The following is a 22,441-nucleotide window of genomic DNA, read 5'->3' as shown; positions in this document are numbered from 1 at the left end:
ACTTTAGTGTTAATTAACTCGCTGATAACCATAATGTCAGTTTATTTTCACCCACTTCTTTCTCTTCATCTTCATCATAGTGGGTGCCATATAAAAAGAGGATGTCTGCTTTACCATCATTATTAAAATCTTTAATTTCAGTACGGACACTTTTAGGTAAGGAGATTTCATAATCAGCGCCACGTTTAGCAAATAAACGTTTGCCTTTAGCCCCCGAGTAAATGGTAAATTCTTTATCATCTGTTTTAAGGATCAGGTCGTTAATGCCATCACCATCAAAGTCGCTAACATCGGTTAGTGCCTGACCGTCACTGCCAGAATTAATTGCTATTTCAACTTCATTTTCATAAATAGGCTTTTTTACATACTTACCGTTTTTTTCCAACTTATAGAAGCGTAAATCCATATCTATAGCACCAGACATTGCCGACATCATAGTACCTATGCCCATTTCAACACTTAAGGTGTAATAATCTTTCAAGCCATCACCATCAACATCTTTAAACTTTATCATACCCTCACCATCAAAAGTCGCATGACCATCAGCTTCCTTTTTGTAGTGCATCAGACCATTTTCTATGAACCCATAACGTATCATCAAGTGATTAGTTCTAGACATCATGCCTTCTCGTACTGACTCTTTAGTGACAATGTCAACGAGCCCATCACCATTGATATCTTCAATGGTTTCAAGGTTTACAGAAGGACTTTTTTCACCTTGTTGTTTTTTTATCCTAGAGTTTTTATTTTCTAAATGTGCATTTAAGTTTATAACCATGGGGTTAATATCAAATAACTGAGCAGGCGTTTGAGCAAAGACCATCAATTGATCATCAATTTGGAAGGCGATATCTTTTTTGTCATCGTGGTTAAAGTCAGCATGGTAAAAATTTTGAGGGGTAAATGACAGACCACGTCCTGACTTTTCAATGCGAGGTGATATTGCGAAGGATTGATGAGTAAATTCTCCCATAGCGTTTTGCAAATATATGTGAGTTGTATCTAAACTGTGAGTAATAAAATCGCTTAGACCATCCTGATTAAAATCTTTGACAAAATCACCAAAGTTTACCTCAAAAATGCCTTGGTATTTGTATAAAGTATCAACGTCTATCAATTTACTGATGGTTTTATCTTCTAGGTTGTAAGACATCACCGCATTAGTTGTTAAGTAAACAATCACTTCGCCTACTTGCTTCGCCAATGTTGCTTGATTAAAGAATTGTGCGTTTTCAGGAATATCAATAATCTGTGCTTGCTCAACTAAACCATTCTTACTGATACGGGGATAATAACTAAAGCGGTTACCATCATGAATAAGTAAATCAACATCACTACCCTTCTCATTTAGATACAGCAACTTCCCTGTTATTTTGTGCTGCGAACTTTGCTGAGATTTATTAAAATTTAATTTATTAGCTTTTGCTAAAAGTAGAGGAGAAGCTAAAGTCGTTAATAATAAAACCATCGTTATTGTTGCTATCTTTGACATAATAATCCTTTGGTGTCTGATTTATTGCTAGTCTTTATACCCATCTAAGTGAACACAAAGATATTGAACTAATATTGATTACAAATGATTAACATAGTTCAAACTTAATAGCATTATCCTCTAATACCAAGTAATAAATTGTAACAATGGTTGTTTTTACAAAGGTGAGCTACCTGACCTATCATTAAATAAGGATGAGTTGCACTTGTCGTTATGTTGATGTTGATTTTATTTTTACTAGGATGATTCAACAAAGTATTCTTTTTAGGATCAAGACTAGATAAATACCTACCACAAGGTTGTTCATTGATAACCTTGTTGTTTTTCTCATTGCCGCATTTATATTGTCGGTGGAAGGGGAGAAGAATAGCATTACCCTTGCAGCATTCAGTAAAGGCGGTTGCAGCAAATTTTTAAACACTAAAGTTAGGCTAAATATCTACACTGAATGAATAACATTATTGGTTTAATAAGGTCTCGGGTAAAAGGCTATTTGTATAACCACTTAGAAAACGACCTAACTGTTCGGTAAGTCAATGAGACTTTAACCATTTAACTAGCTGCGGATAGTGATCAATTCTAGCATTAGGATGAGTAAGAATATTAATATGATCGTAATTTTGCATATTCCCTGAAGATTTTGACAGCAAAGTAAATTTCGCCTTCGGATTATATTCTTGAATGAAAATATTAACATCACTGGCATGTCCTAATACTTTATCTTTACTGCCAGTAAAGTGCCATGTTGGGGGCCAATCAACAGACTTAGCGGCTTGAAAGTAATCAAAACCATCAGTCGTATCATGCCAAGCACTTTTTTTAACCCAAGCGACGCTATCGGCTAACGATTGTTCGGTTTCATTATCAGAGCCAATGCCATGCTTTTTAGCATCTAAAAAGCCTCTGTTCCTTGCCAATTTAGGGGCGACATTATTCCAAACAATATTCACTTTAAACATTTTTTCTAAACTTTTTACTGTCACCATGCGCTTGGTACCAAAACAAGTTTTACTACGTATACGTTCAATTATTTTAGGAAACCTGGCCAGCGTACTCGCCAATAAAACCCCTCCCCAGGAATGTGCAACAAGATGAATTTTTTGTTGTGTGACTTGAAAAATATAATTTATAAAACGTGGGATATCTTCAGTGATCGCTTCAAATTGACCATGTACAGCATGCTCATCAATACGGGGTGTGCTTTCACCACGGCCACGTAAATCGGCGACATAAACATCAAAACCCTGCTCTGCTAAGTAACATGCTAGACCTTTACCTTTTTTAGTATAGAAAATAAGGCCATTTTCAATCGCACCATGCAACATAAAAATAGGCGCCCCGCCCTTTTTTTGCCAAATATGCCTTAAATGAAGTTGGTGATCTCCATGAGATAAAAATAAAGATTCTTGATTTATCATAGGATTATTAAAATATTCGTGAATAGAAAAAAAGGTCCGACCAGTGGATAATCAGCATACGGTGTTGGGTACTGTTGATCAACAAAAATAACTTAAGACTTGGATTACTGGCAAGATCCTAACCATAAGACTAGACAGTCGATTAAAAAGTCAATAACCTACTCCAATTTACAATATTATTGCCGTTAAGCATCATTTTTTTAACAAGAACATGATGCAAAAGTATTAAACATCTGCTTTATTTAATGAATAATAATTTTAATAACAACTGCTCCCTAAATTAGGAAATTTATGTCTTCTTCGATAAAAACCTTAGCTAAAGCAATTAAGTTTTTCAGCTTATTTATTATTGCTCTTTTGCTAATTATCTGGCTCTCTTCGCCATTTGTTAGTCGACATTACCTAACTAAATACCTTAATGAGCACCAGCTCACCCTAGCGGATAAAACAACCATACGTTATAACCCTTTTTGGTCGAATTTAAATATACGAGAGCTAGAAATAGTAAGCGTAGAAAATAGCGACAAGCCCCTTATATCGTTAAAATCTTTAAACGTTACGTTGAGTTTGTTTAAACTATTAACTGACACTTTATTTGTTTCAGAGTTTGCTATTGATGGCTTATATCTAGATGTTAATTTAAATGGTGAGGCACCCATTATTGGTGGCTTTGTTATTGCCAATAATTCAAACGAGACTAAAAAATCCGTCGAAACACCTGCAGCACAAACAGCAGATTTAGCAAAAGATTCAAATAATGAGGTTGCCAATAATTATCAAGTTTCATTACCCTATTTTAGCCTTTCCAATGCTACTTTTAATGTTGGTATTGAACAAAGCCAACAAGAATTTATCATTAATTCACTTGTTATAAAAAATGTACTTGCCTCGACAAAAACACAACAAGCAGAGGTTGTACTTAATGCTTTAATTAATAAGGCCCCTTTGCTTCTAAAATTAAATGCCGATTTGACTTCAGAACAGCGTAAAATAAGCTCTGAAATAACCTTATCTGAATTAGCACTCGCCCCATTACAGCCGCTGCTAACCGCTAATATCCCCGAGCAAGAACCACTAACAATGCAAGGTTCTATCAGTCTTAATAGCAAGCAGTCAATTTCTCTGTCGACTGCTGTCACCGACATTAACGTTGAAACTTTTGAGTTAAAAGCAACTGACTTTAAAGCGACAAAAAAAAACAAAACGCTTGCACTTAATATTTTCCCACTAACTTTAGAAAACTTTTCTCTGGTGCTTGTTAATGAACAAGCACCTAAAATAAATGGTACCGCTTCACTAAATATTAATGATTTAAAGGCTTATGAAGGTGAAGGCGCACAATTATTGGCTAAAATATCAACAATAAAACTTGATGATATTACGGTGACTACAACAGAGTCATTAATAACAGCTAGTATCAAAAATTTGATTATTGAGCAAAGTCTATTTGCTGAAAATACCACAGATAATTTCCCTCCTTTAGCCCAATTCAAAAACCTAAGTATTAATGATGTAACTGTGTCGCAGCAGGGTCTATTCATCGATACAATTAACCTTTTAGGTTTAACTATTGATACCAACTTAGACAAAGAAAAAAATATTACTGGTTTACCCACTTCACCAAAAGATCAACCACCCGTTGCCGAGCCGATAGCCAAAACAATTAATTCACCTAAAACCATTGAGGGAGAGGCAGGAAGCGAAGAAAAATTATTTTTATTATCACTCAATTCTTTTTCATTTGGTGATACCGCCGGTATTACTTTTATTGATCGCAGCACAAGTCCGTATTACAAAAGATCATTCAACATCACAACGTTTAACGCTGGCTCTTTTGATAACCAAAAACCACAGCAAGAAAGTAATTTCACCTTAACCGGTAACAGTGATAAATACGCTAATTTCAACTTATCTGCCGTTGCTAAACCTTTTAGTAAAAAAGACTATTATAAATTGAATGGTTTCTTCAAAGAGGTCAGTTTGCCTTCATTATCGACTTATATTGCGCAAGCACTTAACTACGAACTTAAAAGCGGTCAGCTTGATGTCGATCTAGATGTAACCATTGATGATAAAAAAATTGCTGGCAAGACCAAGTTATTTTTAAGAGGTGTGGAACTAGGTGCAGCAAACGATCATGAAACAGGCACAGTGAAAAGCCAAACATCGGTACCTTTTAACATTGCCTTAGGGATGTTAAAAGATGGTGATGGCAACGTAGAGCTAGATATTCCGTTGAAAGGTAGCACTGATGATCCTTCTTTTGGCATGAGCGGTTTTATTAATTTACTGGTAAAGAAAGCAACGATGTCTGCTGCTAAAGAATATTTGATCACTACCTTTGTGCCTTACGCCAATGTAGTTAATGTGGCTATGTCTGCGGGTGATTACTTATTAAAAGTTCGTTTTAATGATTTAAACTTTCCAATAAAAGAAACGCAATTAACAGCTCAGCAAAGCCAATTTTTAACTCAATTTTCAGCCCTGATGACAGATAAGCTCGATACACAATTAACCTTGTGTGCTATTGCAACACCAGAAGACATTGATAAACCGTTAGGGACTAAGATTACCGACATAGATGATATAAAACAATTGGCTGAAATCTCTGGACAGCGCCTTGAGGCTTTTAAAGATTATATGGTAAAAGAACACGGCATTGCCTCTTCTAGGCTGTTACTTTGCTCACCAAAAATAGACTCTACTAAGGGTGCTAAACCAAGAATTACCTTTACAGACTAACTATTTTATTCGCGAATAAAAAACGCTGACACGTAATGAGTCAGCGTTTTATTTATCTATTATTTTGGGCGATTATCGAAAGTGCCTTTATTAAACGTTACTCTACCAAAATCAAGTTTACTTTCCTTGAGGAATAAAGCCATTAATTTAACGTTGAAATAACATCATCTAGGCTAATAAAATATATCTTTTAACCCATTAGCAAAAGCGGTGAAACGTTCTTTTAAGGTACGTTTCAGCTTGATATCTAGTGCACCAAATAAAACTAAACCTTCAACATATATTTTTGGTGCATCAATATAATCAGTTGATGGCGCTTTATTGTCAATGCCACCAAAAATACAAAAAGCTTTCGAAACAACTTTAACATTTTCAGGTACGAATATATCAATTCCGCCAAACAAACAAAAAACTTTCACTGTTACTTCACGCTGAGTAAAAATAGCCTCACTAAAGTCAATATCACAACCACCAAAGACACTTATTGATTTGATTTCTTTAGCGACTCGCCATTCACCACTACGGCCACTTCCACTAAAGATATTAATAAGTAAATCACTGTCATCTGTTGGCGTTGAGGAATAATTAAAGCGAAAGTCTTCTTTTTTCTTTTCGATATATTCTTCGTCAACTTTTAAGTCTAAATCAGCAACAAGTGAAACAAGGTCTTCATTAGATTCAAAAGCCATTGCTTGATCTAATCGCCTTTCAAAAGCTTCATGTGAAAGTTCACCGTGACTATAGTTCATCACTAATTGGTCAACCACCTCTTCTCTTACTTTATCGACAGGCCTGTCTGCAATGTTAACGGCCATATTATTATTCCTCTAAACAGCCAAAATATTATTGAAATTAAAGCAATAAACAGACCATTAATAATAGTATTAAATTACAATGCCTTACATATCCACGGTACTAAATAGTAAAATAAAATATTATCATTTAGCATTTTTAACCAATATCCGTATAATTCAACCAACCCATCGAGTAATAATAAGGTTTATTTTTTACAGTCATGGTCAAATTGTGGTGCTAACTCATCATAAGATATATTAAGTCTATTGATCAAATCTAAAGAAGTATTAAGACTACTCGCTAAATATAAATTACGTGTTAAGTAATCGATAGGAAAAATAGGTTCTATCTTGTCCACATATTTTGAATTGCTTTCAATGAGCGATGCAAAATATGTTGATGAGAGAACGATCAATTCAACACGATCATAGACTAACATTTGCATAAGATTATCAGCATTATAAGAAATAGATAGATTTTTTTTGGGTTCAAAACCTAGCCTTAATAAATACTCAGCTGAAGCTTGTCCTTTTTGTACAGCAATAAGATAATTTTTTGCTTCTGCTAATGAATTAACTTGAATGTCAGGTCTTTTTTTTGAGCGATAAAATGAAAATTCTATTGAACATAATGGTGCTACCCACTGAAATAAAGACTCCCTCTCTTGTGTCCTTAACAGCGAAAATATAAAGATATTGGGTTGCGTTAACGCTAATTGATAAGCTCGTGCCCACGGATATATCTTTACCTGATAATCAATAGACGAATGATGAAAGAGCAATTTTACTTTATCAGCAGACAGCCCACCAAGATCACCGTTTTCATTGATAACTTGGTAAGGTGGATAAATTTCAGATACAACCTGAATGCTAGGTGGATCCTGTTTGAAGGTTTTCACTTTATTTTCATTAGATGCATAACTATCGACATTAATAAAGATAAGTAAGACAAGTAATTCTTTTTTAAATAATAAAGCCATACAATTAAAAAATCTTCATTCAAAGTTCAACAACTACCTTCGCTGGCATACACATGGTTTATCACTTTTGAAAAGTTAAGATAAGCCTTGATCAACAAGTGAGGTTCTTATAAATTCATCCTTATGATATTAATATTAGATGATAATAAAAAAAATGTTAGATAAACATTCTCCTGAAGTACAAGAACAAGCAATAAAAATAGCTAAAAGCATACAAAAGCCTAAACAAACGAAGGAGCAAACTAAACTTATTGCCCAAGGTATTGAGAAAGGTATTGCTGAATATAAGAAACAGCAGAGTAAAAAGTCTCGCATGCGTGATAAAGCCAAAAAATCATTACTGAGAGAAAAAATCAATCAAGAAAAAAGCACTGAAGCTTGCCCCCAAGAGACACCATCTAAAAGGGCACTTTACTTACCTTGGTTGCTTTTAGTCATCAGCTGGATTGGTTTTATTTTTTACAGTCAATGATAATAAATAAATTGATTACTTTTATAACCCAAAAGTGTGTATCTCAAGGTACAAGTCAATAGACAATAACGTTACGTTATACTCAATTGCCTTGATTTTAATCAATAAAGCCTTTAGCTGTTGCGGCATACTTTATTTATCATCATTAATGAGAGTCACTTACTATGTCATTATTCGACCAAGATAAGAAAACAGTAAAATGGGAACAATTCTTAAAATCAGGTAATCGCATTTTCATTGGCTCTAATGCCGCTGTACCAAACGCCTTAATCGACGATTTAATTGCCAACAGTGCAAAATTGCATGACATTGAAACGGTTCATATATTAACGCTTTCAGATAATAAGTGGGCAACACCTGAGCACAAAGATTTATTCAAAGTAAATGCGCTATTTATTGGTGGTAAAAATATTCGCGAAGCCATCGCAGAAGGCAGAGCTGACTATACACCGAGCTTTATTTCTGATATCCCCCGTTTATTTCGTGAAAATGTTTTACCACTTGATGCGGCATTAATTATGGTTAGTCCGCCAGATGAATATGGTTATTGTTCACTTGGCGTGAGCGTAGACATAGTGTCGTCAGCAGTAAAATCAGCAAAATATGTTATTGCACAAATCAATTCAAAAATGCCACGAACGAATGGACATAGTTTTGTTCATGTTAATCAAATTCATGCTTGGTTAGAGGCAGATCAAACTCTTCCTGTTTTAGCACAACCGAGTATTGACCGAGTGGCAGAGCAAGTAGGTCAATATGTTTCTATGCTCATTGAAGATGGCTCAACCCTGCAAATAGGTATAGGAAAAATTCCTGAAGCGGTCTTACGCTATTTAGCGAACCATAAAGATTTAGGTATTCATAGTGAGATGATCTCTGATGGCGTAATCGACTTAATACGTTCGGGTGTTATTAACAACCGTAAAAAGACCTTCCACAAAGGAAAAGCCGTGTTAACTTTTTGTATGGGAACGCAGCGACTCTACGATTTTGTTGATGGTAACCCCCATGTTGAATTCTATCCTTCAGAGCATGTTAACTCTCCGGTAAATATTGCTAAAAATGAGAATATGGTTTCTATTAATAGCGCTATAGAAGTAGATTTGACTGGTCAGGTCGTTTCAGATTCTATTGGTTATCAATTTTATAGTGGTATTGGTGGTCAAGTCGATTTTGTACGTGGCGCGTCATTGAGTAAAGGTGGTAAACCCATTATTGCGCTGCCCTCGACAACTAAAGATGGAAAAACCTCTCGTATTGTTGCCCATATTACCGAAGGTGGTGGTGTGGTCACTTCTCGCGGTCATGTCTCTTATGTTGTTACTGAATATGGTATTGCTTCATTATTAGGGAAAAGTATCCGTGAACGAGCATTAGAACTTATTCGTATTGCTCATCCAAAATTTCGCGAGCAACTTTTAAAAGATGTCAGGAAAAACTATTGGGTGCCAGAATATCAAGAGAGCTCGCCAACCTCAGTACCTGAATTAGGCGAAATAGAACTCAAAAAATTTACCTTTGAAGACATTAATTATTATTTACGCCCCTTAGCTCCCGCTGACGAACGTCGTTTACAGGAGTTTTTCTATTCGCATACCAAAGAAACCTTGATCATGCGTTATAACCATCATGCCACACAAATGACCCGTGAAAACGCTTGTAAGTTAGTCAGTGTCGACCAACATAAAGATTTAGCCTTGTGCTTTACTCAGCGCACTAATTTAGCTGATGTTATCCATGCCGTTGGTCGCTACTACTTCATCGAAAGTCATAATTGTGGTGAAGTAGCTTTCGTTATCAGCGAGCATAAACGTGGTAAAGGAATGGCAAAAACCTTATTAGATGAAATAATAAAAATTGCTACCTTACGTAAGCTAGACAAGCTCATTGCCTGTGTAAGACGAGATAATGCGCCAATGTTAAAGGTTTTTGAAAAAGCAGGGTTTCTTCGAAAATATTCTGAAGAGATGGACGAACTCAATTTAGAATTACAATTAACAGCATCAACAATAGCAGAAATAGAGGAACAATCATGACAGTAGGTGTAATTGGTCATCATAAATGTAATGGGCACAGTATGGGGGATTATCATCCAGAAAGCCCAAAAAGACTGGGGGCGATTCAAGATCAGTTGATCCGCAGTGGTCTTGAATATGTTATCCGCCAATATGATGCTACACCTATCGACCGAGATCTCATTTCACTTGCTCACGATGACAAGTATATCCAATATATTTTTGATAATGCTCCAAAAACAAGCGATCAAGATGCCATTTTTCGCCTTGATGATGATACCAGCATGAATGCTGATACCTTACCAGCTGCCTTATTATCGGCTGGTGCAGCCATTAATGCCGTTGATTTAGTGATGGATAAAACCTTAACTGCCGCTTTTTGTGCTACGCGCCCTCCTGGGCATCATGCTGAATATGATAAAGGTATGGGGTTTTGTTTTTTTAATAATATTGCTATCGCAGCCGCTTACGCAAAGAAAAAATATAAACTAGAACGTGTCGCGATCGTAGATTTTGACGTACATCATGGTAATGGCACCGAAGATATTATTAAAAGAGCCACCGCTAATGGCAAAGAACAAGGTTACTTATTTTGTTCAAGCTACCAGTACCCTTTTTATCCTTTTGAAATGCAAGAAAGTGATACGCCACCTATTATCAACACCCCCTTACCTGCCACTTGCAAAGGCCCTGAGTTTAGAGCAGCAATATGTAAGCATTGGTTGCCAGCTTTAGAGAAATTTAAACCACAAATTATTTTCATTTCTGCTGGTTTTGACGCTCATATCGAAGATGAAATGTCGCAAATTAGCCTGACTGAGTGTGATTACCGTTGGGTAACGGATGAACTTAAGACCATTGCTGATAAGTACAGCGAAGGTCGAATAATATCAATGCTTGAAGGAGGCTATGCTTTAAGTGCTTTAGGACGAAGTGTCGTTGAACATATGAAAGGTTTAATCAGTAATCAGTAATCAGTAATCAAGCATGTAGCTGAATGTTTTTAAACATCAGCTACATTAAACTAACCACAGAAAACATATTAATGGGCTTTTTTAAGTGACTTTACTAATGTTACGACTAATAACACTAAGCCTCCGGCAATAATACCTATGATACCTTCGGTTAATATCGGTACTATAATTTCAGCGATCGCCCCAAAAGTGTTCGCCAGAAATTCAACCATATGATGTACCTGCTTATGCAACCATGAAAAACTATGGACCAAAATACCACCACCTACAAGAACATTGCAATAGTACCAACCACTGTCAGCGTTTTCATTAATGCCGGGGCAAAAATAAGTAAACCGCGCCCTAAAGCTCGTTGAATGGCATTAAAGCGCCCCGAAACAGACTTTATTAATAAGTATAAGCCTAAGTCGTCAAGTTTAACGATAGCGGCAACAAGCCCATAAACACCAAAGGTTATTGCTAGGGCAAGTCCAGAAACGACCGAAACTTGAACTTCAAAGGCAGCCTCTTGAACTGTGCCTAAAGCAATAACAACAATTTCTGCTGATAATATAAAATCAGTGCGCATGGCACCTTTAATTTTTTCTCTTCAAAGGCGACTAAATCTACGTTTTCATCGGCTAAAGCTAACAACTTTTTTTGATGTGCCCCTTTTTGATCTTGAGATGAATTATCATTATGTTGGAAGAATTTATGGAAGACCTTTTCAAAACCTTCAAAGCATAAAAACAGCCCGCCAATAACAGGCAAGAGAGTAATTAAGGGCGGCACAAAAGCACTAATAACTAAAGCGGTAGGCACAATGATAAGTTTGTTTAACAGCGACCCTTTAGCAACAGCCCAAACTACCGGTAATTCACGTTCAGCTTTAACTCATGAGACCTGCTCAGCATTCAGTGCTAAATCATCCCCTAATACGCCAGCTGTTTTCTTTGCTGCGACTTTTGATAAGATAGCGACATCATCAAGTACTGTTGCAATATCATCGAGTAAGGTTAATAAACTTGATCCGGCCAATGGTTTCTCCCTGTTTACGCTGCCAGTTATAGACATCATCGTTATTTACCATCCACAATGGAAGGTCTAGATTTGTCGGCAGCTAAAATAACGTGCAACAAGCACTATTGCAGCAAAGACTAGGATGCCTAAAGCTGTTATGAACATTTTCCTGAACATAAAAAAGGCTGCTCATAGCAACCTTTGTTAAGATAATAAACTAATTAGATTACATTTATTCCACAGGTAAAAATGCATCTGATTGCTCAACTTCATATTTTTTATGTAATTTTGCAGCTAAGACACCTTTGCGGTGAGCGAGGGCTGCTTCCATCTTTTTAGCAGCACTTGCAATAGCAGCGTACAACTCTTTTCCTGATGCCGTTACGGAGATCTCATTACCTTCATAGTGAGTAGAAACTTCTAATTTTTGTTGATGAGGCTCGACGGTAATAATTGCGCTAATAGAAGTGAGACTTGGGTAATGCTTAGCAACTTTTTTAAACTTGTCCTCAATTGACTGCTGGATACCTTCAGTAATTTCAACATGGTGACCGGAAATATTTATTTTCATAATGTTACCTTTTACTAAGAGAAAATTGTCTTCACTTAATATACTCAGGGTTATCTCGGTAAAACACAATGGTAATTTTGTAAAAAAATGAAAAAAATTGTAACCACGTTGAAATATAGATAAATTATTTCTTAAGCATTGATTTCAAGTCAGCAAATGGATTATAGGTTGCCGTATCTTGATTAGTATCACCGGCAATAACTTCTGTTTTATATTTAGCGTGATCTGTATATTTAGCGTGCTCGTTATCGTGACAGTAAATACATAACAGTTCCCAATTACTTCCATCATTTGGATTATTAGTATGGTCGTGATCAACATGATGCACAGTTAACTCCATAAGGTTTGAATAAACAAACTCACGAGCACAGCGGCCACAGACCCAAGGAAATAATTTGAGGGCACGGTCACGATAACCCTTTTCTTTGGCTTTGTAATTGAGGCTTGCGCCTAAGGTATCAGAGGACATAATTAAGCAATATGAAAGTAAACATAAACCATTGTAAAATGCTGCTTAAATATGTTCAATGTCTATTTCAATTCAATTCAATCAACATAACGCTTCAAAGGCTTAACGCATTTAAATGACTTCAATCTTATATTCAATATCCTGCATCATATGTCCATGTACCAAATTATCATGATGGTACTGGGCATTAAACTTTAACGTATGAACACCTTTAGCTAAGGGGCGCAACATTAACCAATAGCCATCAGTAGCAGAAGGATAAACTTTTTCTGTTGCTTGTGTTTTCGCAAGTAATGCGTGTAAATCAAAACACTCTTTTGATTTTATTCGATTATTACGGATATTGGGAATAGATTGGGCATCAAGTTCAGCATAAACAAAATATAACTCTCCATTGTTTAATGCCGCTTCTTGTTTTACTTCATCACAGGTTTTACTGACATTTTGTTCTGGCCAATACGCCATATTAATAATAGGAAAGAAGATATGTTTACCATAAGGAATAATGCAATGCCGCTTTATTTTCGAGGTGCCATAACCACCGGCTAAAAACCAAACATTCCCTTTTTGATTAACACCGCAAAACTCTCCAGTACTATCACGCACCGGAGAGCTTCTATCACTCATTGTTTGGGTCAATTGCCACCAAGTATTCGCATATTGATCAAGTGATTTACCGGCAATGCTTTCATTAACGCCAACAACTATTGGTTGATAATTATTAGCTAAGCCACTGAAGGTGAAAAAACTATAAATAAAACAAATAAAACTTAATGTTTTAATACACATATCAATTCCTTTTTAAATGTAAAACCAGTCACAACTCCACAGTATTGTTTTTAACATTGTTGACACTACTATTACAAGATAATTGCAGTGAAATAGTCATGCTATTGAAATACTTTTTCAGCCCAGCGCGCTAAGCCAACGGTTACACTGCCAAAGTGATCGCCAGCAATCACCGGCGTATTTGGCATTTGCTCACGTAAAAATTGGTTTAACACCGGTGACTTTGCTGAGCCTCCAGTAACAAAAATCACATCAGGTTGGCAATTAGCTTGCACCACACATTCATTCATCAATTGAGCAATTTGCTTCAATTGTGAAGAGCTTGCTTTCAACATCAAGGCACGATTAACTTCTACTTTTAAATTATCAGCTAATTCATCTAGGTATATTGGCTGAGAGTCTTGTTCGGTTAAGCCTATTTTTGCTTGCTCTGCACCATTAACAATAAGGTGACTTAATTTTTGCTGGTGAACCTTTAACAAACGTGAGAATACCTCAGGGTGTTTAGCATCGCGTTGCAGCGTTTGCAAATAACGATAATTGGCTTGACTGTAAAAATTAGTTTGCTCGTTAATATTATTAATGGCCACAGCTTGATTAAAACTATTAACAGGCATAGGTTTACCCGTTTTTAACGTATCATTCATCCCTAGGCTTGGCATTATTCCCTTGAGCGCTAATTGAATATCGAAATCATTACCGCCAATACGAACACCGGTGTGCGCAAGCAAATGTTGCTCTCTTGAAGTACTGCTTTTAAATTGTGGTCCCATCAATAACATTGAGCAATCAGTAGTACCACCACCTATATCAACAACCAAAACTTTCGTTTCTTCTTGCAAACTTGCTTCATATTCAAAACCAGCGGCAACTGGCTCATATTGAAATTCTACACTCTTATAACCGACGCGTTTAGCTGCATTAGTTAATATCGTTAGCGCTTGACGATTACTTTCTTCACCTTTTAAGCCTTGAAAGTTAATCGGTCTGCCAATAACAGTCTGCGTTATTTCTTTTTGCTGGTTTTCTTCAGCCAATGTTTTTATGTTGCTCATCATTGCAGCAACAATATCTTCGAATAAGTTAATTTGGCTATCAACCAAACCACTCGCCCCTAAAAAGGATTTTGGTGACTTAATGTAATAGCCTTCTTCAGGATCTTCTAGGTATAGGTTCAGCGCCGTTTGGCCAAACGATAATTCACTAGGGATGCCATCGAGCTTTAGCTCTCGTAATACATTCTGACCCCTTTGTAATGGACCAACCCGTTGTTGTTTGAACAGGAGCTGTTGCTCTTCACTTAATTGTTGACATAACCAATGAGAAATAATGTCTCGACTTGGTGCGTATAGTGTTGAAGGAATATACTTACCATGTTCGCCTAAAGATAATATCTTCGGCTGGCCACTTTCCATTACTGCGACAGCACAATTTGAAGTACCGTAATCAAAACCTATCATTGTTTATTTATACCACTGAGTCTAAAAGGGGTCGCGTAGCATACTGGGCAAGTGAGTAATTTTCAACTCATTAATAAATTTCAGTGATGTAATCGGTTTACTAACGCGGGTATTTACATTTTATTCAGTTGGTACCAATGACATTAAATAATAGTCTTCAGTGCAAGTAAAAATAACTTTATTTATCTAAGACTTTTGTTTTAAAACGCCTTAGTTAATTAACTGTCTCTTTTGAACATGATTATTACGACTATCAAAATATATTTTTCTTAGTGGATATAAATGTGCCACACCGTATGTTTTACCCACTAAGTCCTACGCATTAGGTTGCTCATTTGCAAAATGCGCTACTTAATAAAAAAAATGAGCTTAATAATAGTACATTGACTTTTTAAAGGTTTCACTGGGGTATTGTCATATAATAAAATGGCTATTAGTTCACTAACTTGCTGATATTTATTTACCCTCGAAAATTTTTAAACGAGAGAATAAAGTGATCATACTCCAAATTTTTGTTTTAGATCATGTGAATACAGACGCTTCTTGTTATAATGCCTTTAAGATTTATGACTCTATTTAATAAGGAAATAAAATGCCTATCTCACGTTCTCGTAATAATCAGCATAAAGTATACATTCCGTCATCTGCGCGTACTAATCACTACTTGTTAGTTAAATTCCCACTGACTGACGAGTTAATCAGTCTTAACAATCAATTAATTGATCGAACTAGTGAGCAGCCCTACCAGCGTCTATATCAACATTTAGCTGATAGTTTCTTTGACGTGAATAATAAATTAGACATAGAAAGTGGACAATTTATTGCTAACGGAAAATTTGCTCGTATCCGTTATAGCCCAGAAAAATTAACCGTACAAACTGATGAAGAAATTCTTTTTTTGTACAGTCCGCGCAACCATTACAGCCAAAACACTTACATTAATGGCAAAAAGCGCGTGCGAGTTATTACACTGGTATTTTTAGCTAATGGTGACGATGTTCGCCAAACCTCAGCAGAGTTTCATAAGAATGTTGTGCTCGCTTTAAATGAGTTTATTGACGTTAACCACATTAATAAATCAACAGTAAGAGTCTGTGATCACCAACATTTTACTTATGATTTATTCTCTAAAGATAAAGGCGTTACGGGTACACAAACCCATAAATTACGTACTTTAAAAAATCGCTATGCCGCTGATGATATTAGCTTGCCAGACAAAAGAGATGTACTTACTTATGTAGTGGCTGATTTACCTATTAACCGCCGCATCAAAGAACTACTTAATATTGATAAATCAAAAGAGCAACCTTATCAACCACTCTATGATTTAATCAGCCATGCTTTTATTGAGTCGGCTAATAAGCAACATTTATTCGAAGGTGCTATTTTAGCCAATGGTTTAATACCTATCGTCAGAAGTCGTTTGGAAGAAAAGCATAAAGCTGCAGGTGAGTTACAAAAATTAAGCTTCAACCCATTTGAACCTAATAATAACTTCACCTTACATTTTGCTGGCGATTGCTTAGTTGATTCCATACAATTTGTTATCATAGCATCAGAAGATCATAAAACGAGTCAAGGCTATGGTAAATTCCTTAATTTAGCTGAACAAGCACTGCGTTCAACTGCTGAAAAACTAGGCTATGTTAATTCGAAAGAAGAATTAGTCATCCGTTTACACCAGCACCTAGGTTATGACCTTTAAACCATTCAAGTAAAGATGATGCTATTGACGTTTGTCGTATAACCTTTATATACGACAAACTTATCATTTATTATCATGTGGCATGGCTATAAAGGAAATGTTAAAATGTTAGGGATATTTATTTGTAGAGAAAATTCGTGCCATTAAAACAAAACCTTCATCCAAGCAACCGCCATAACAACGGTTATGATTTTTTAGCACTGTGCCAGTCGTTACCGACATTAAAACCCTTTGTTCATACCAATAAATATCAGAACTTATCTATTGATTTTGCCAATGCAAAGGCGGTAAAAGCACTTAATCAGGCATTATTGAAATATCACTATCAAGTAAATCAATGGGATATACCTACGGGGTATTTATGTCCACCTATCCCTGGCAGAGTCGACTATATTCATTATCTTGCTGATTTATTAGTAATATCACTCCCTGCAACTTCAACCTTAAAGGAAAGCAAAATATCCGTGCTTGATATAGGCGCCGGGGCAAGTTGCATTTATGCTATTTTAGGTCAACGTGAATATCAATGGCAGTTTACTTGCACCGATATAGATCCGACGTGCATTAAAGTTGCCAAGCAAATAATCTCTGCTGACAAGTCGTTTAAAAAATCGATTACTTGTCGCTTACAGCCGAATTCATCACAAATATTTAATGGCATCATTGAAGAAGATGATCGCTTTGAATTAACCATGTGTAACCCTCCTTTTCATCGTTCATTGGCTGAGGCAACAAAAGGCTCAGCTCGGAAAGTCAAAAATTTAGCGGCAAATAAAAAAACGTTAACACCTTCCCTAACAACCAGCCCCAGTGTTTCGTTAAATTTTGGCGGTCAAAATGCGGAATTATGGTGCGAAGGTGGCGAGCTTGCCTTTATTAATCAGATGATAAAAGAAAGTAAATCTATCCAAAAACAAGTGCTATGGTTTACCTGCTTAGTGTCAAAAAAAGACCACATTAGCCAACTAAAGCAGACGCTTAATAAGTCGAAAGCCAAACAAATAAAAGTTGTAGATATGGCGCAAGGACAAAAAATCAGTCGTTTTATTGCTTGGAGTTTTCTCGATGAAAGCCAGCAAAAAAATTGGTTTAATTTGGTTTAATTTGGTTTAATTTGGTTTAAGCACGCAGATGAGAAACATTAGTCAACGATTGCAAAAAATAGATAATATGGTCAGTACTCACTATCAAAGCATTTGGGATTGTTGCTGTGATCATGGTTTACTGGGACTAACATTATTAAAGCGCCAAACAGCTGACACTGTGCATTTTGTCGATATTGTTCCCTCATTAACCACGCATCTTGAATCATTATTACAAAAGCACTTTAGTGCAGACGACTATATCCAAGCTTGGCAGGTCCATTGTATTGATGTCGCAAAGCTACCGTTGGCAATACAAGATAAACAGTTAGTTATTATTGCTGGCGTTGGTGGAGAGCTACTCATTAGTTTTATTGAAAGTATCATCACTAATTTTCAGCAAAACTCGCTCGTTCCCCCAACAAGCGAAATAGAGTTTATCGTTTGCCCCGTGCATTACAACTACCCGGTAAGACAAACCCTAATAGCTCATAATTTTATTTTACTGGATGAATGTATCGTTACTGAAAACAAACGTTGCTATGAAATTATCCATGTCAAAAAACAGTTTGGTGCATCTGCCGACATTGATAACACTTTAAATAAAATATCACCTACCGGTGATAAAATGTGGGATTTGTCGATTAAATCACATCAACAATATTTAGCGAAAACCATTGGCCATTATAAGCGTATGTTACTGGCCGCAAAAGATAATGAGAAACAAACGATTAACCGTATTATTGAACAATACTCTTCCCTTACAACCTAGCTAAGAAAACCTTAAAAAAATCTGGATTAATTTGTATTACATCTAAGTTTATTCGTTAAAAATCAAGTAACTAAGCCACTTAAATAAACGCAAAATAGCAACAAAAAAGGCCTGCATAAGCAGACCTTTAATCATTATACCGCTCATTTATAAAAATTAAACGGTACCTTTTTCCATTTGGTTAAGCTCAATAGATTTAAACAAAGCGGTAAAATTGCCTTCTCCAAAACCTTGGTCGTCAACACGCTGAATCATTTCGATAAAGATTGGACCAAAAATATTTTTAGTGAAAATTTGTAATAAATACGAGTTTTCTTTTTGGCTATCGACAAGAATTTGATGATCTTGAATGCGTTTATGATCTTCTTTAACCCAAGGAATGCGTTTAAATACGTCATCATAATACTCAGGGACGATATCAAGGGTATCAATAATATTTTTATCTAACTTGTCTAAAGAGCCAACTAAGTCATCACTGATAAAGGCTAAGTGTTGAACACCAGGACCGTTATACTCATCTAAGTACTCATCGATTTGGTTATTCTTCTTACCCTTACCTTCATTAATTGGTAAGCAGAAAGTGCCACAAGGCGATGCTAACGCGTATGAAATTAGTGCAGTTTTCTCACCTTTAATATCAAAGTAGCGCACATCGGTAAAGCCAAAAATATCTTTATAGAAATTAGCCCAATGCTCCATCGTACCTTGATGAACATTGTTCGTTAAATGATCAACACGTAAAAAACCTTTATCTTCGTTAATAACTGGAGCGTCAATCGCTTCAAAGTCATCTTCGTAGATAGAACCCGGATTAGTCGTTGACGCTGCAAATTTCTCAATAAAATAAATTAAACTGTCACCAATACCAAAAATAGCGGGATAAGGTAATTTGTTGTCTTCATTAGCCGCAGATTTAGCACCACGCTTAATCGCTTCTTCAAAAGCAAAATCAGCATTGTCTACACGCCAGCCCATAGAGCAAATAGCAGGACCATGGCTTTTAGCAAATTCTTTTGAAAAACCTGCTTTTTCATTATTTAATAAAAAATGAATATCATTTTGATTAAAGTAATCGATATCACGACCTTTAAACTTTTTTGTTTTTGAAAAACCAAAACCATAAAAAGCGTTTTCCATAAAATCTGAATCGGGTGTCGCATATTCAGTGAATTCAATACCACGAAGGTTAAGTGGATTTTTTACATCAGTCATGTTTATCTCTCTTAAAGAATCAATAGCTGCATTATTACTAGGTTTTCAATGAAGAGATAGCGCAAAGCAAATCTAATAAAGCATCGCAGCGTAACAGAAAATGTACGTGCTATCTGTGCGGAATGTATTCGACGTCAAGACAAGCCATATAGTGCTTAGCCAATAGCTGTTCAGTTATGTTTACATGACTAATTAACGCTAAAGTATTCATGCTTTTTGGCAAATTACGGGCATAAAAAAAGGTACGATATACGTACCTTTTTATTATTTATTTATCGACTAGCTAGGACGATTAGAACGCTCTTGACGTTTACGAGGACGATCAGTTGTTGGTGTTGATTCAACCGTCTTAACATCTGAAACCGTAATTTCTAATGATTGACGACGAATTTTAACACGCTTTAATTGCTCAAATGACTTCTCTGGCATACCTTTTGGTAACTGAACATAAGTATGTTTATCATGTAAGTTAATGGCACCGATGTAGCTACTATCTAACGAAATTTCATTAGCGATTGCGCCAACGATATCACCAGGACGTGCACCATGCTCTTTACCTACTTCTAAACGGTATGTCTGCCAATCAACGTCGGTACGGTTAACTTTAACTTTACGAGGAGCACGTTCGCCACCACGCTCAGCGCCACGTTCACCACCACGTTCATTTCTGCCGCCACGACTTTCGTTACGACCACCACGCTCACTTCTAGAATCACGGTCACTACGTTCACGCGTTTCACGACGAGGCTTAGGATCTTCTTTTGGTTGTAATGGCTGGTTTAATTGTTTTTGGAACAATAAAGCTGCAGCTAAATCAGTCATAGAAAGCTCTGATTCATTGGCCATTGCTTCAACAATTTCACGCATGTTTACTAAATCTTTATCTGCAACAATTTGCGCCATTTCAACACGTGTACGTTCAATACGTTTTTTACCAATTTCTTCAATATTTGGTAATTCATAAGTGTTAATAACACCTGAAGTTAAACGTTCGTAATGACGTAGAGAGTGCATTTCGCGAGGACGAACAAATGCAATTGACATACCTTCACGACCGGCACGACCTGTTCGACCGATACGGTGAACATAAGCTTCATTGTCGCCTGGTAAATCATAGTTAACCACTAATGAAATACGTGGAATATCTAAACCACGAGCAACAACATCAGTTGCCACTAATATAGATGACTTACCTGATTTCATTTGTTCGATACAACGTTCACGTTGTGCTTGGTTCATGTCGCCGTTTAAAGCTAATGCTGGGTAACCAGCTCGCTCTAGTTGTTCTGCAACTTCTACCGTGTCGCTACGAGTACGTACGAAAACTATCATCGCATCGTAATCAACGATTTCAGCTATACGCTCTAAAGCGGTAATTTTACGAATGCCACTAACTTTCCAAGCAAATTGAGAAATATTTGCTTTTGACTGTTTAACAGCAGCAATTTTAATATGTTCTGGATCTTTTAAGAAACGGTTAGCAATTTTACGAATTGCTGGTGGCATAGTTGCAGAGAACAAAGCCATTTGCGTCGTTTCTGGTAAATGGTCAAGTATCCACTGAATGTCTTCAAGGAAACCCATGTTAAGCATTTCATCAGCTTCATCAAGTACACAAAAAGATAAGTTACCTAGTTTTAGACTCTTACGACGTAAGTGATCCATTAAACGACCAGGTGTGCCAACAACAACTTGAGCGCCACGCTCTAATTGTTGAAATTGTGGCTGGTATGATTGACCACCGTATAAAGTAGCAACCAATAAACCTTTCATATTTTTACCGAAGCTTTCAATTGCTTCAGCAACTTGCATCGCTAATTCACGTGTTGGTGCTAACACCATTAACTGTGGCTTTTTCAATGAAACATCAATTTTAGCCAATGCAGGTAAACCAAAGGCAGCAGTTTTACCTGTACCTGTTTGTGCTTCACCTAAAACATCTTTACCCGCTAATAATGGCGGAATAGTTTTTGCTTGAATATCAGTTGAGTTTTCGAAACCGATAGATTTTACAGCAGATAATAAAGTTTCAGGCAAGCCTAAAGAGTCAAAGCTCACAGGAGCATCGTTAGAAGTAGTCATAAATTTTGTCTTCTCTTGTGGCGGAATAGGTTAAAAGTAACCAAAACATTCCGCGTTATATACGAGGAAACCACCAGGAAGACTTAAGGCACGTTCACTAAAGAACATAGGGCTAATAAAGAATATTAGCTAAGAAGTCTATTGGGCGGAAAACCCCACTCATTTCGTATAACCAGTGTGAAAGAAAATATTCAAGTCAGAATCACTGTTATCGAGGCGCGCATTATACTGACATTTATTTATTATTCAAGGTATATAAATCATTTTGTTCAAAAAACAATCAGAAAAATGTATTTAATACCAATAAAGATAAATAACAGCGGTAATGAGATTGGCCGTGAAAAAGAAACGGCTGGGGTTAAATTACAAATACTGACAAGTAATCCTCTGTGGCCTGAGCTATATCGGTCATT

The 22,441-nt window shown here is 36.3% G+C and carries 17 protein-coding genes and 1 pseudogene; 7 read left to right on the top strand and 11 right to left on the bottom strand.

From position 1 onward, the window contains the following. Window positions 1–13: 13 nt before the first annotated feature. On the bottom strand, window positions 14–1,492 hold the full coding sequence (locus H4J67_RS09370; RefSeq protein ID WP_182203549.1) for a VCBS repeat-containing protein: 1,479 nt from the start codon (window positions 1,490–1,492) through the stop codon (window positions 14–16). A 533-nt stretch (window positions 1,493–2,025) separates the two neighbouring features. Next, window positions 2,026–2,910 carry an alpha/beta fold hydrolase gene (locus H4J67_RS09365; protein ID WP_182171256.1) on the bottom strand — a complete coding sequence of 295 codons (885 nt, stop codon included), beginning with the start codon at window positions 2,908–2,910 and terminating at the stop codon, window positions 2,026–2,028. A 291-nt stretch (window positions 2,911–3,201) separates the two neighbouring features. Here H4J67_RS09365 and H4J67_RS09360 point away from each other — a divergent pair, with 291 nt between their 5' ends. Next, on the top strand, window positions 3,202–5,652 hold the full coding sequence (locus H4J67_RS09360) for a DUF748 domain-containing protein (RefSeq protein WP_182171253.1): 2,451 nt from the start codon (window positions 3,202–3,204) through the stop codon (window positions 5,650–5,652). A 173-nt stretch (window positions 5,653–5,825) separates the two neighbouring features. Here the strand turns inward: H4J67_RS09360 and H4J67_RS09355 are convergent, their stop codons facing one another. Both H4J67_RS09355 and H4J67_RS09350 read right to left on the bottom strand, forming a co-directional pair. Then, window positions 5,826–6,467 (bottom strand): LiaF domain-containing protein, encoded by a 642-nt coding sequence (locus H4J67_RS09355; RefSeq protein WP_182171250.1) that lies wholly within the window; start codon window positions 6,465–6,467, stop codon window positions 5,826–5,828. Window positions 6,468–6,652: 185 nt separating this feature from the next. Continuing rightward, window positions 6,653–7,426: an ABC transporter substrate-binding protein gene (locus H4J67_RS09350; RefSeq protein WP_182171248.1), complete on the bottom strand. Its 774-nt coding sequence runs from the start codon at window positions 7,424–7,426 to the stop codon at window positions 6,653–6,655. A gap of 154 nt (window positions 7,427–7,580) precedes the next feature. Between H4J67_RS09350 and H4J67_RS09345 the strand changes: the two genes are divergently transcribed. The 3 genes from H4J67_RS09345 to H4J67_RS09335 all read left to right on the top strand — a co-directional run bounded on the left by H4J67_RS09345 (window position 7,581) and on the right by H4J67_RS09335 (window position 10,887). Next, window positions 7,581–7,898: a DUF2956 domain-containing protein gene (locus H4J67_RS09345; RefSeq protein ID WP_182171245.1), complete on the top strand. Its 318-nt coding sequence runs from the start codon at window positions 7,581–7,583 to the stop codon at window positions 7,896–7,898. A gap of 164 nt (window positions 7,899–8,062) precedes the next feature. Next, on the top strand, window positions 8,063–9,934 hold the full coding sequence (locus tag H4J67_RS09340) for a GNAT family N-acetyltransferase (RefSeq protein WP_182203548.1): 1,872 nt from the start codon (window positions 8,063–8,065) through the stop codon (window positions 9,932–9,934). Beyond that, complete coding sequence (locus tag H4J67_RS09335; protein WP_182171242.1) at window positions 9,931–10,887, top strand: histone deacetylase family protein; 957 nt, start codon at window positions 9,931–9,933, stop codon at window positions 10,885–10,887. Before H4J67_RS09340 ends, H4J67_RS09335 begins: the two co-directional genes overlap by 4 nt. Before the next feature lie 68 nt (window positions 10,888–10,955). Here H4J67_RS09335 and H4J67_RS09330 read toward each other — a convergent pair. From H4J67_RS09330 to yegD, 5 genes and pseudogenes are all read right to left on the bottom strand, one after another. Then, a pseudogene (locus H4J67_RS09330) lies at window positions 10,956–11,904 on the bottom strand (DUF808 domain-containing protein). 214 nt (window positions 11,905–12,118) lie between these two features. After that, complete coding sequence (gene hpf, locus H4J67_RS09325) at window positions 12,119–12,457, bottom strand: ribosome hibernation-promoting factor, HPF/YfiA family (protein ID WP_070377205.1); 339 nt, start codon at window positions 12,455–12,457, stop codon at window positions 12,119–12,121. A 124-nt stretch (window positions 12,458–12,581) separates the two neighbouring features. Then, the gene (locus tag H4J67_RS09320; protein ID WP_070376120.1) at window positions 12,582–12,926 is read right to left on the bottom strand and encodes a YajD family HNH nuclease; all 345 of its coding nucleotides are present in this window, start codon (window positions 12,924–12,926) and stop codon (window positions 12,582–12,584) included. Window positions 12,927–13,037: 111 nt separating this feature from the next. Further along, entirely contained in the window at window positions 13,038–13,715 is a 678-nt protein-coding gene (locus tag H4J67_RS09315) for a hypothetical protein (protein WP_182203547.1), read from the bottom strand. Window positions 13,716–13,816: 101 nt separating this feature from the next. Then, a complete protein-coding gene (yegD, locus tag H4J67_RS09310) occupies window positions 13,817–15,175 on the bottom strand; it encodes a molecular chaperone (protein WP_182203546.1) in 1,359 nt (452 codons plus the stop codon). A gap of 592 nt (window positions 15,176–15,767) precedes the next feature. On the opposite strand from yegD, the gene H4J67_RS09305 reads away from it, so the two are divergent. From H4J67_RS09305 to H4J67_RS09295, 3 genes are all read left to right on the top strand, one after another. Then, window positions 15,768–16,880, top strand: coding sequence for a DUF3083 family protein (locus tag H4J67_RS09305; protein ID WP_182203545.1), 1,113 nt, complete (start codon window positions 15,768–15,770; stop codon window positions 16,878–16,880). A gap of 137 nt (window positions 16,881–17,017) precedes the next feature. Further along, a complete protein-coding gene (gene rlmF / locus H4J67_RS09300) occupies window positions 17,018–17,983 on the top strand; it encodes a 23S rRNA (adenine(1618)-N(6))-methyltransferase RlmF (protein ID WP_182203544.1) in 966 nt (321 codons plus the stop codon). 28 nt (window positions 17,984–18,011) lie between these two features. Then, a complete protein-coding gene (locus H4J67_RS09295; RefSeq protein ID WP_182171227.1) occupies window positions 18,012–18,734 on the top strand; it encodes a tRNA (adenine(22)-N(1))-methyltransferase TrmK in 723 nt (240 codons plus the stop codon). Window positions 18,735–18,890: 156 nt separating this feature from the next. On the opposite strand, the gene hppD is transcribed toward H4J67_RS09295, so the two are convergent. Both hppD and H4J67_RS09285 read right to left on the bottom strand, forming a co-directional pair. Beyond that, window positions 18,891–19,946 carry a 4-hydroxyphenylpyruvate dioxygenase gene (hppD, locus tag H4J67_RS09290; protein ID WP_182171224.1) on the bottom strand — a complete coding sequence of 352 codons (1,056 nt, stop codon included), beginning with the start codon at window positions 19,944–19,946 and terminating at the stop codon, window positions 18,891–18,893. Window positions 19,947–20,225: 279 nt separating this feature from the next. Next, entirely contained in the window at window positions 20,226–22,028 is a 1,803-nt protein-coding gene (locus H4J67_RS09285; RefSeq protein ID WP_070376112.1) for a DEAD/DEAH box helicase, read from the bottom strand. Window positions 22,029–22,441 lie beyond the last annotated feature (413 nt).

Origin of the sequence: Colwellia sp. BRX10-4 (genome assembly GCF_014077465.1) — a bacterium.
GTDB lineage: Bacteria > Pseudomonadota > Gammaproteobacteria > Enterobacterales > Alteromonadaceae > Colwellia_A.
This window is presented reverse-complemented; position numbering and strand designations above follow the sequence as displayed.

Excerpts from the sequence above, each read along its gene's own strand:
- H4J67_RS09355 (WP_182171250.1), bottom strand. The coding sequence starts at position 6,467 with ATGGCCGTTAACATTGCAGACAGGCCTGTCGATAAAGTAAGAGAAGAG.
- H4J67_RS09305 (WP_182203545.1), top strand. The coding sequence starts at position 15,768 with ATGCCTATCTCACGTTCTCGTAATAATCAGCATAAAGTATACATTCCG.
- H4J67_RS09335 (WP_182171242.1), top strand. The coding sequence starts at position 9,931 with ATGACAGTAGGTGTAATTGGTCATCATAAATGTAATGGGCACAGTATG.
- hpf (WP_070377205.1), bottom strand. The coding sequence starts at position 12,457 with ATGAAAATAAATATTTCCGGTCACCATGTTGAAATTACTGAAGGTATC.
- H4J67_RS09370 (WP_182203549.1), bottom strand. The coding sequence starts at position 1,492 with ATGTCAAAGATAGCAACAATAACGATGGTTTTATTATTAACGACTTTA.
- H4J67_RS09285 (WP_070376112.1), bottom strand. The coding sequence starts at position 22,028 with ATGACTACTTCTAACGATGCTCCTGTGAGCTTTGACTCTTTAGGCTTG.
- H4J67_RS09360 (WP_182171253.1), top strand. The coding sequence starts at position 3,202 with ATGTCTTCTTCGATAAAAACCTTAGCTAAAGCAATTAAGTTTTTCAGC.
- H4J67_RS09350 (WP_182171248.1), bottom strand. The coding sequence starts at position 7,426 with ATGGCTTTATTATTTAAAAAAGAATTACTTGTCTTACTTATCTTTATT.
- H4J67_RS09365 (WP_182171256.1), bottom strand. The coding sequence starts at position 2,910 with ATGATAAATCAAGAATCTTTATTTTTATCTCATGGAGATCACCAACTT.
- H4J67_RS09315 (WP_182203547.1), bottom strand. The coding sequence starts at position 13,715 with ATGTGTATTAAAACATTAAGTTTTATTTGTTTTATTTATAGTTTTTTC.
- H4J67_RS09295 (WP_182171227.1), top strand. The coding sequence starts at position 18,012 with ATGAGAAACATTAGTCAACGATTGCAAAAAATAGATAATATGGTCAGT.
- H4J67_RS09320 (WP_070376120.1), bottom strand. The coding sequence starts at position 12,926 with ATGTCCTCTGATACCTTAGGCGCAAGCCTCAATTACAAAGCCAAAGAA.
- yegD (WP_182203546.1), bottom strand. The coding sequence starts at position 15,175 with ATGATAGGTTTTGATTACGGTACTTCAAATTGTGCTGTCGCAGTAATG.
- H4J67_RS09340 (WP_182203548.1), top strand. The coding sequence starts at position 8,063 with ATGTCATTATTCGACCAAGATAAGAAAACAGTAAAATGGGAACAATTC.
- H4J67_RS09345 (WP_182171245.1), top strand. The coding sequence starts at position 7,581 with ATGTTAGATAAACATTCTCCTGAAGTACAAGAACAAGCAATAAAAATA.
- hppD (WP_182171224.1), bottom strand. The coding sequence starts at position 19,946 with ATGACTGATGTAAAAAATCCACTTAACCTTCGTGGTATTGAATTCACT.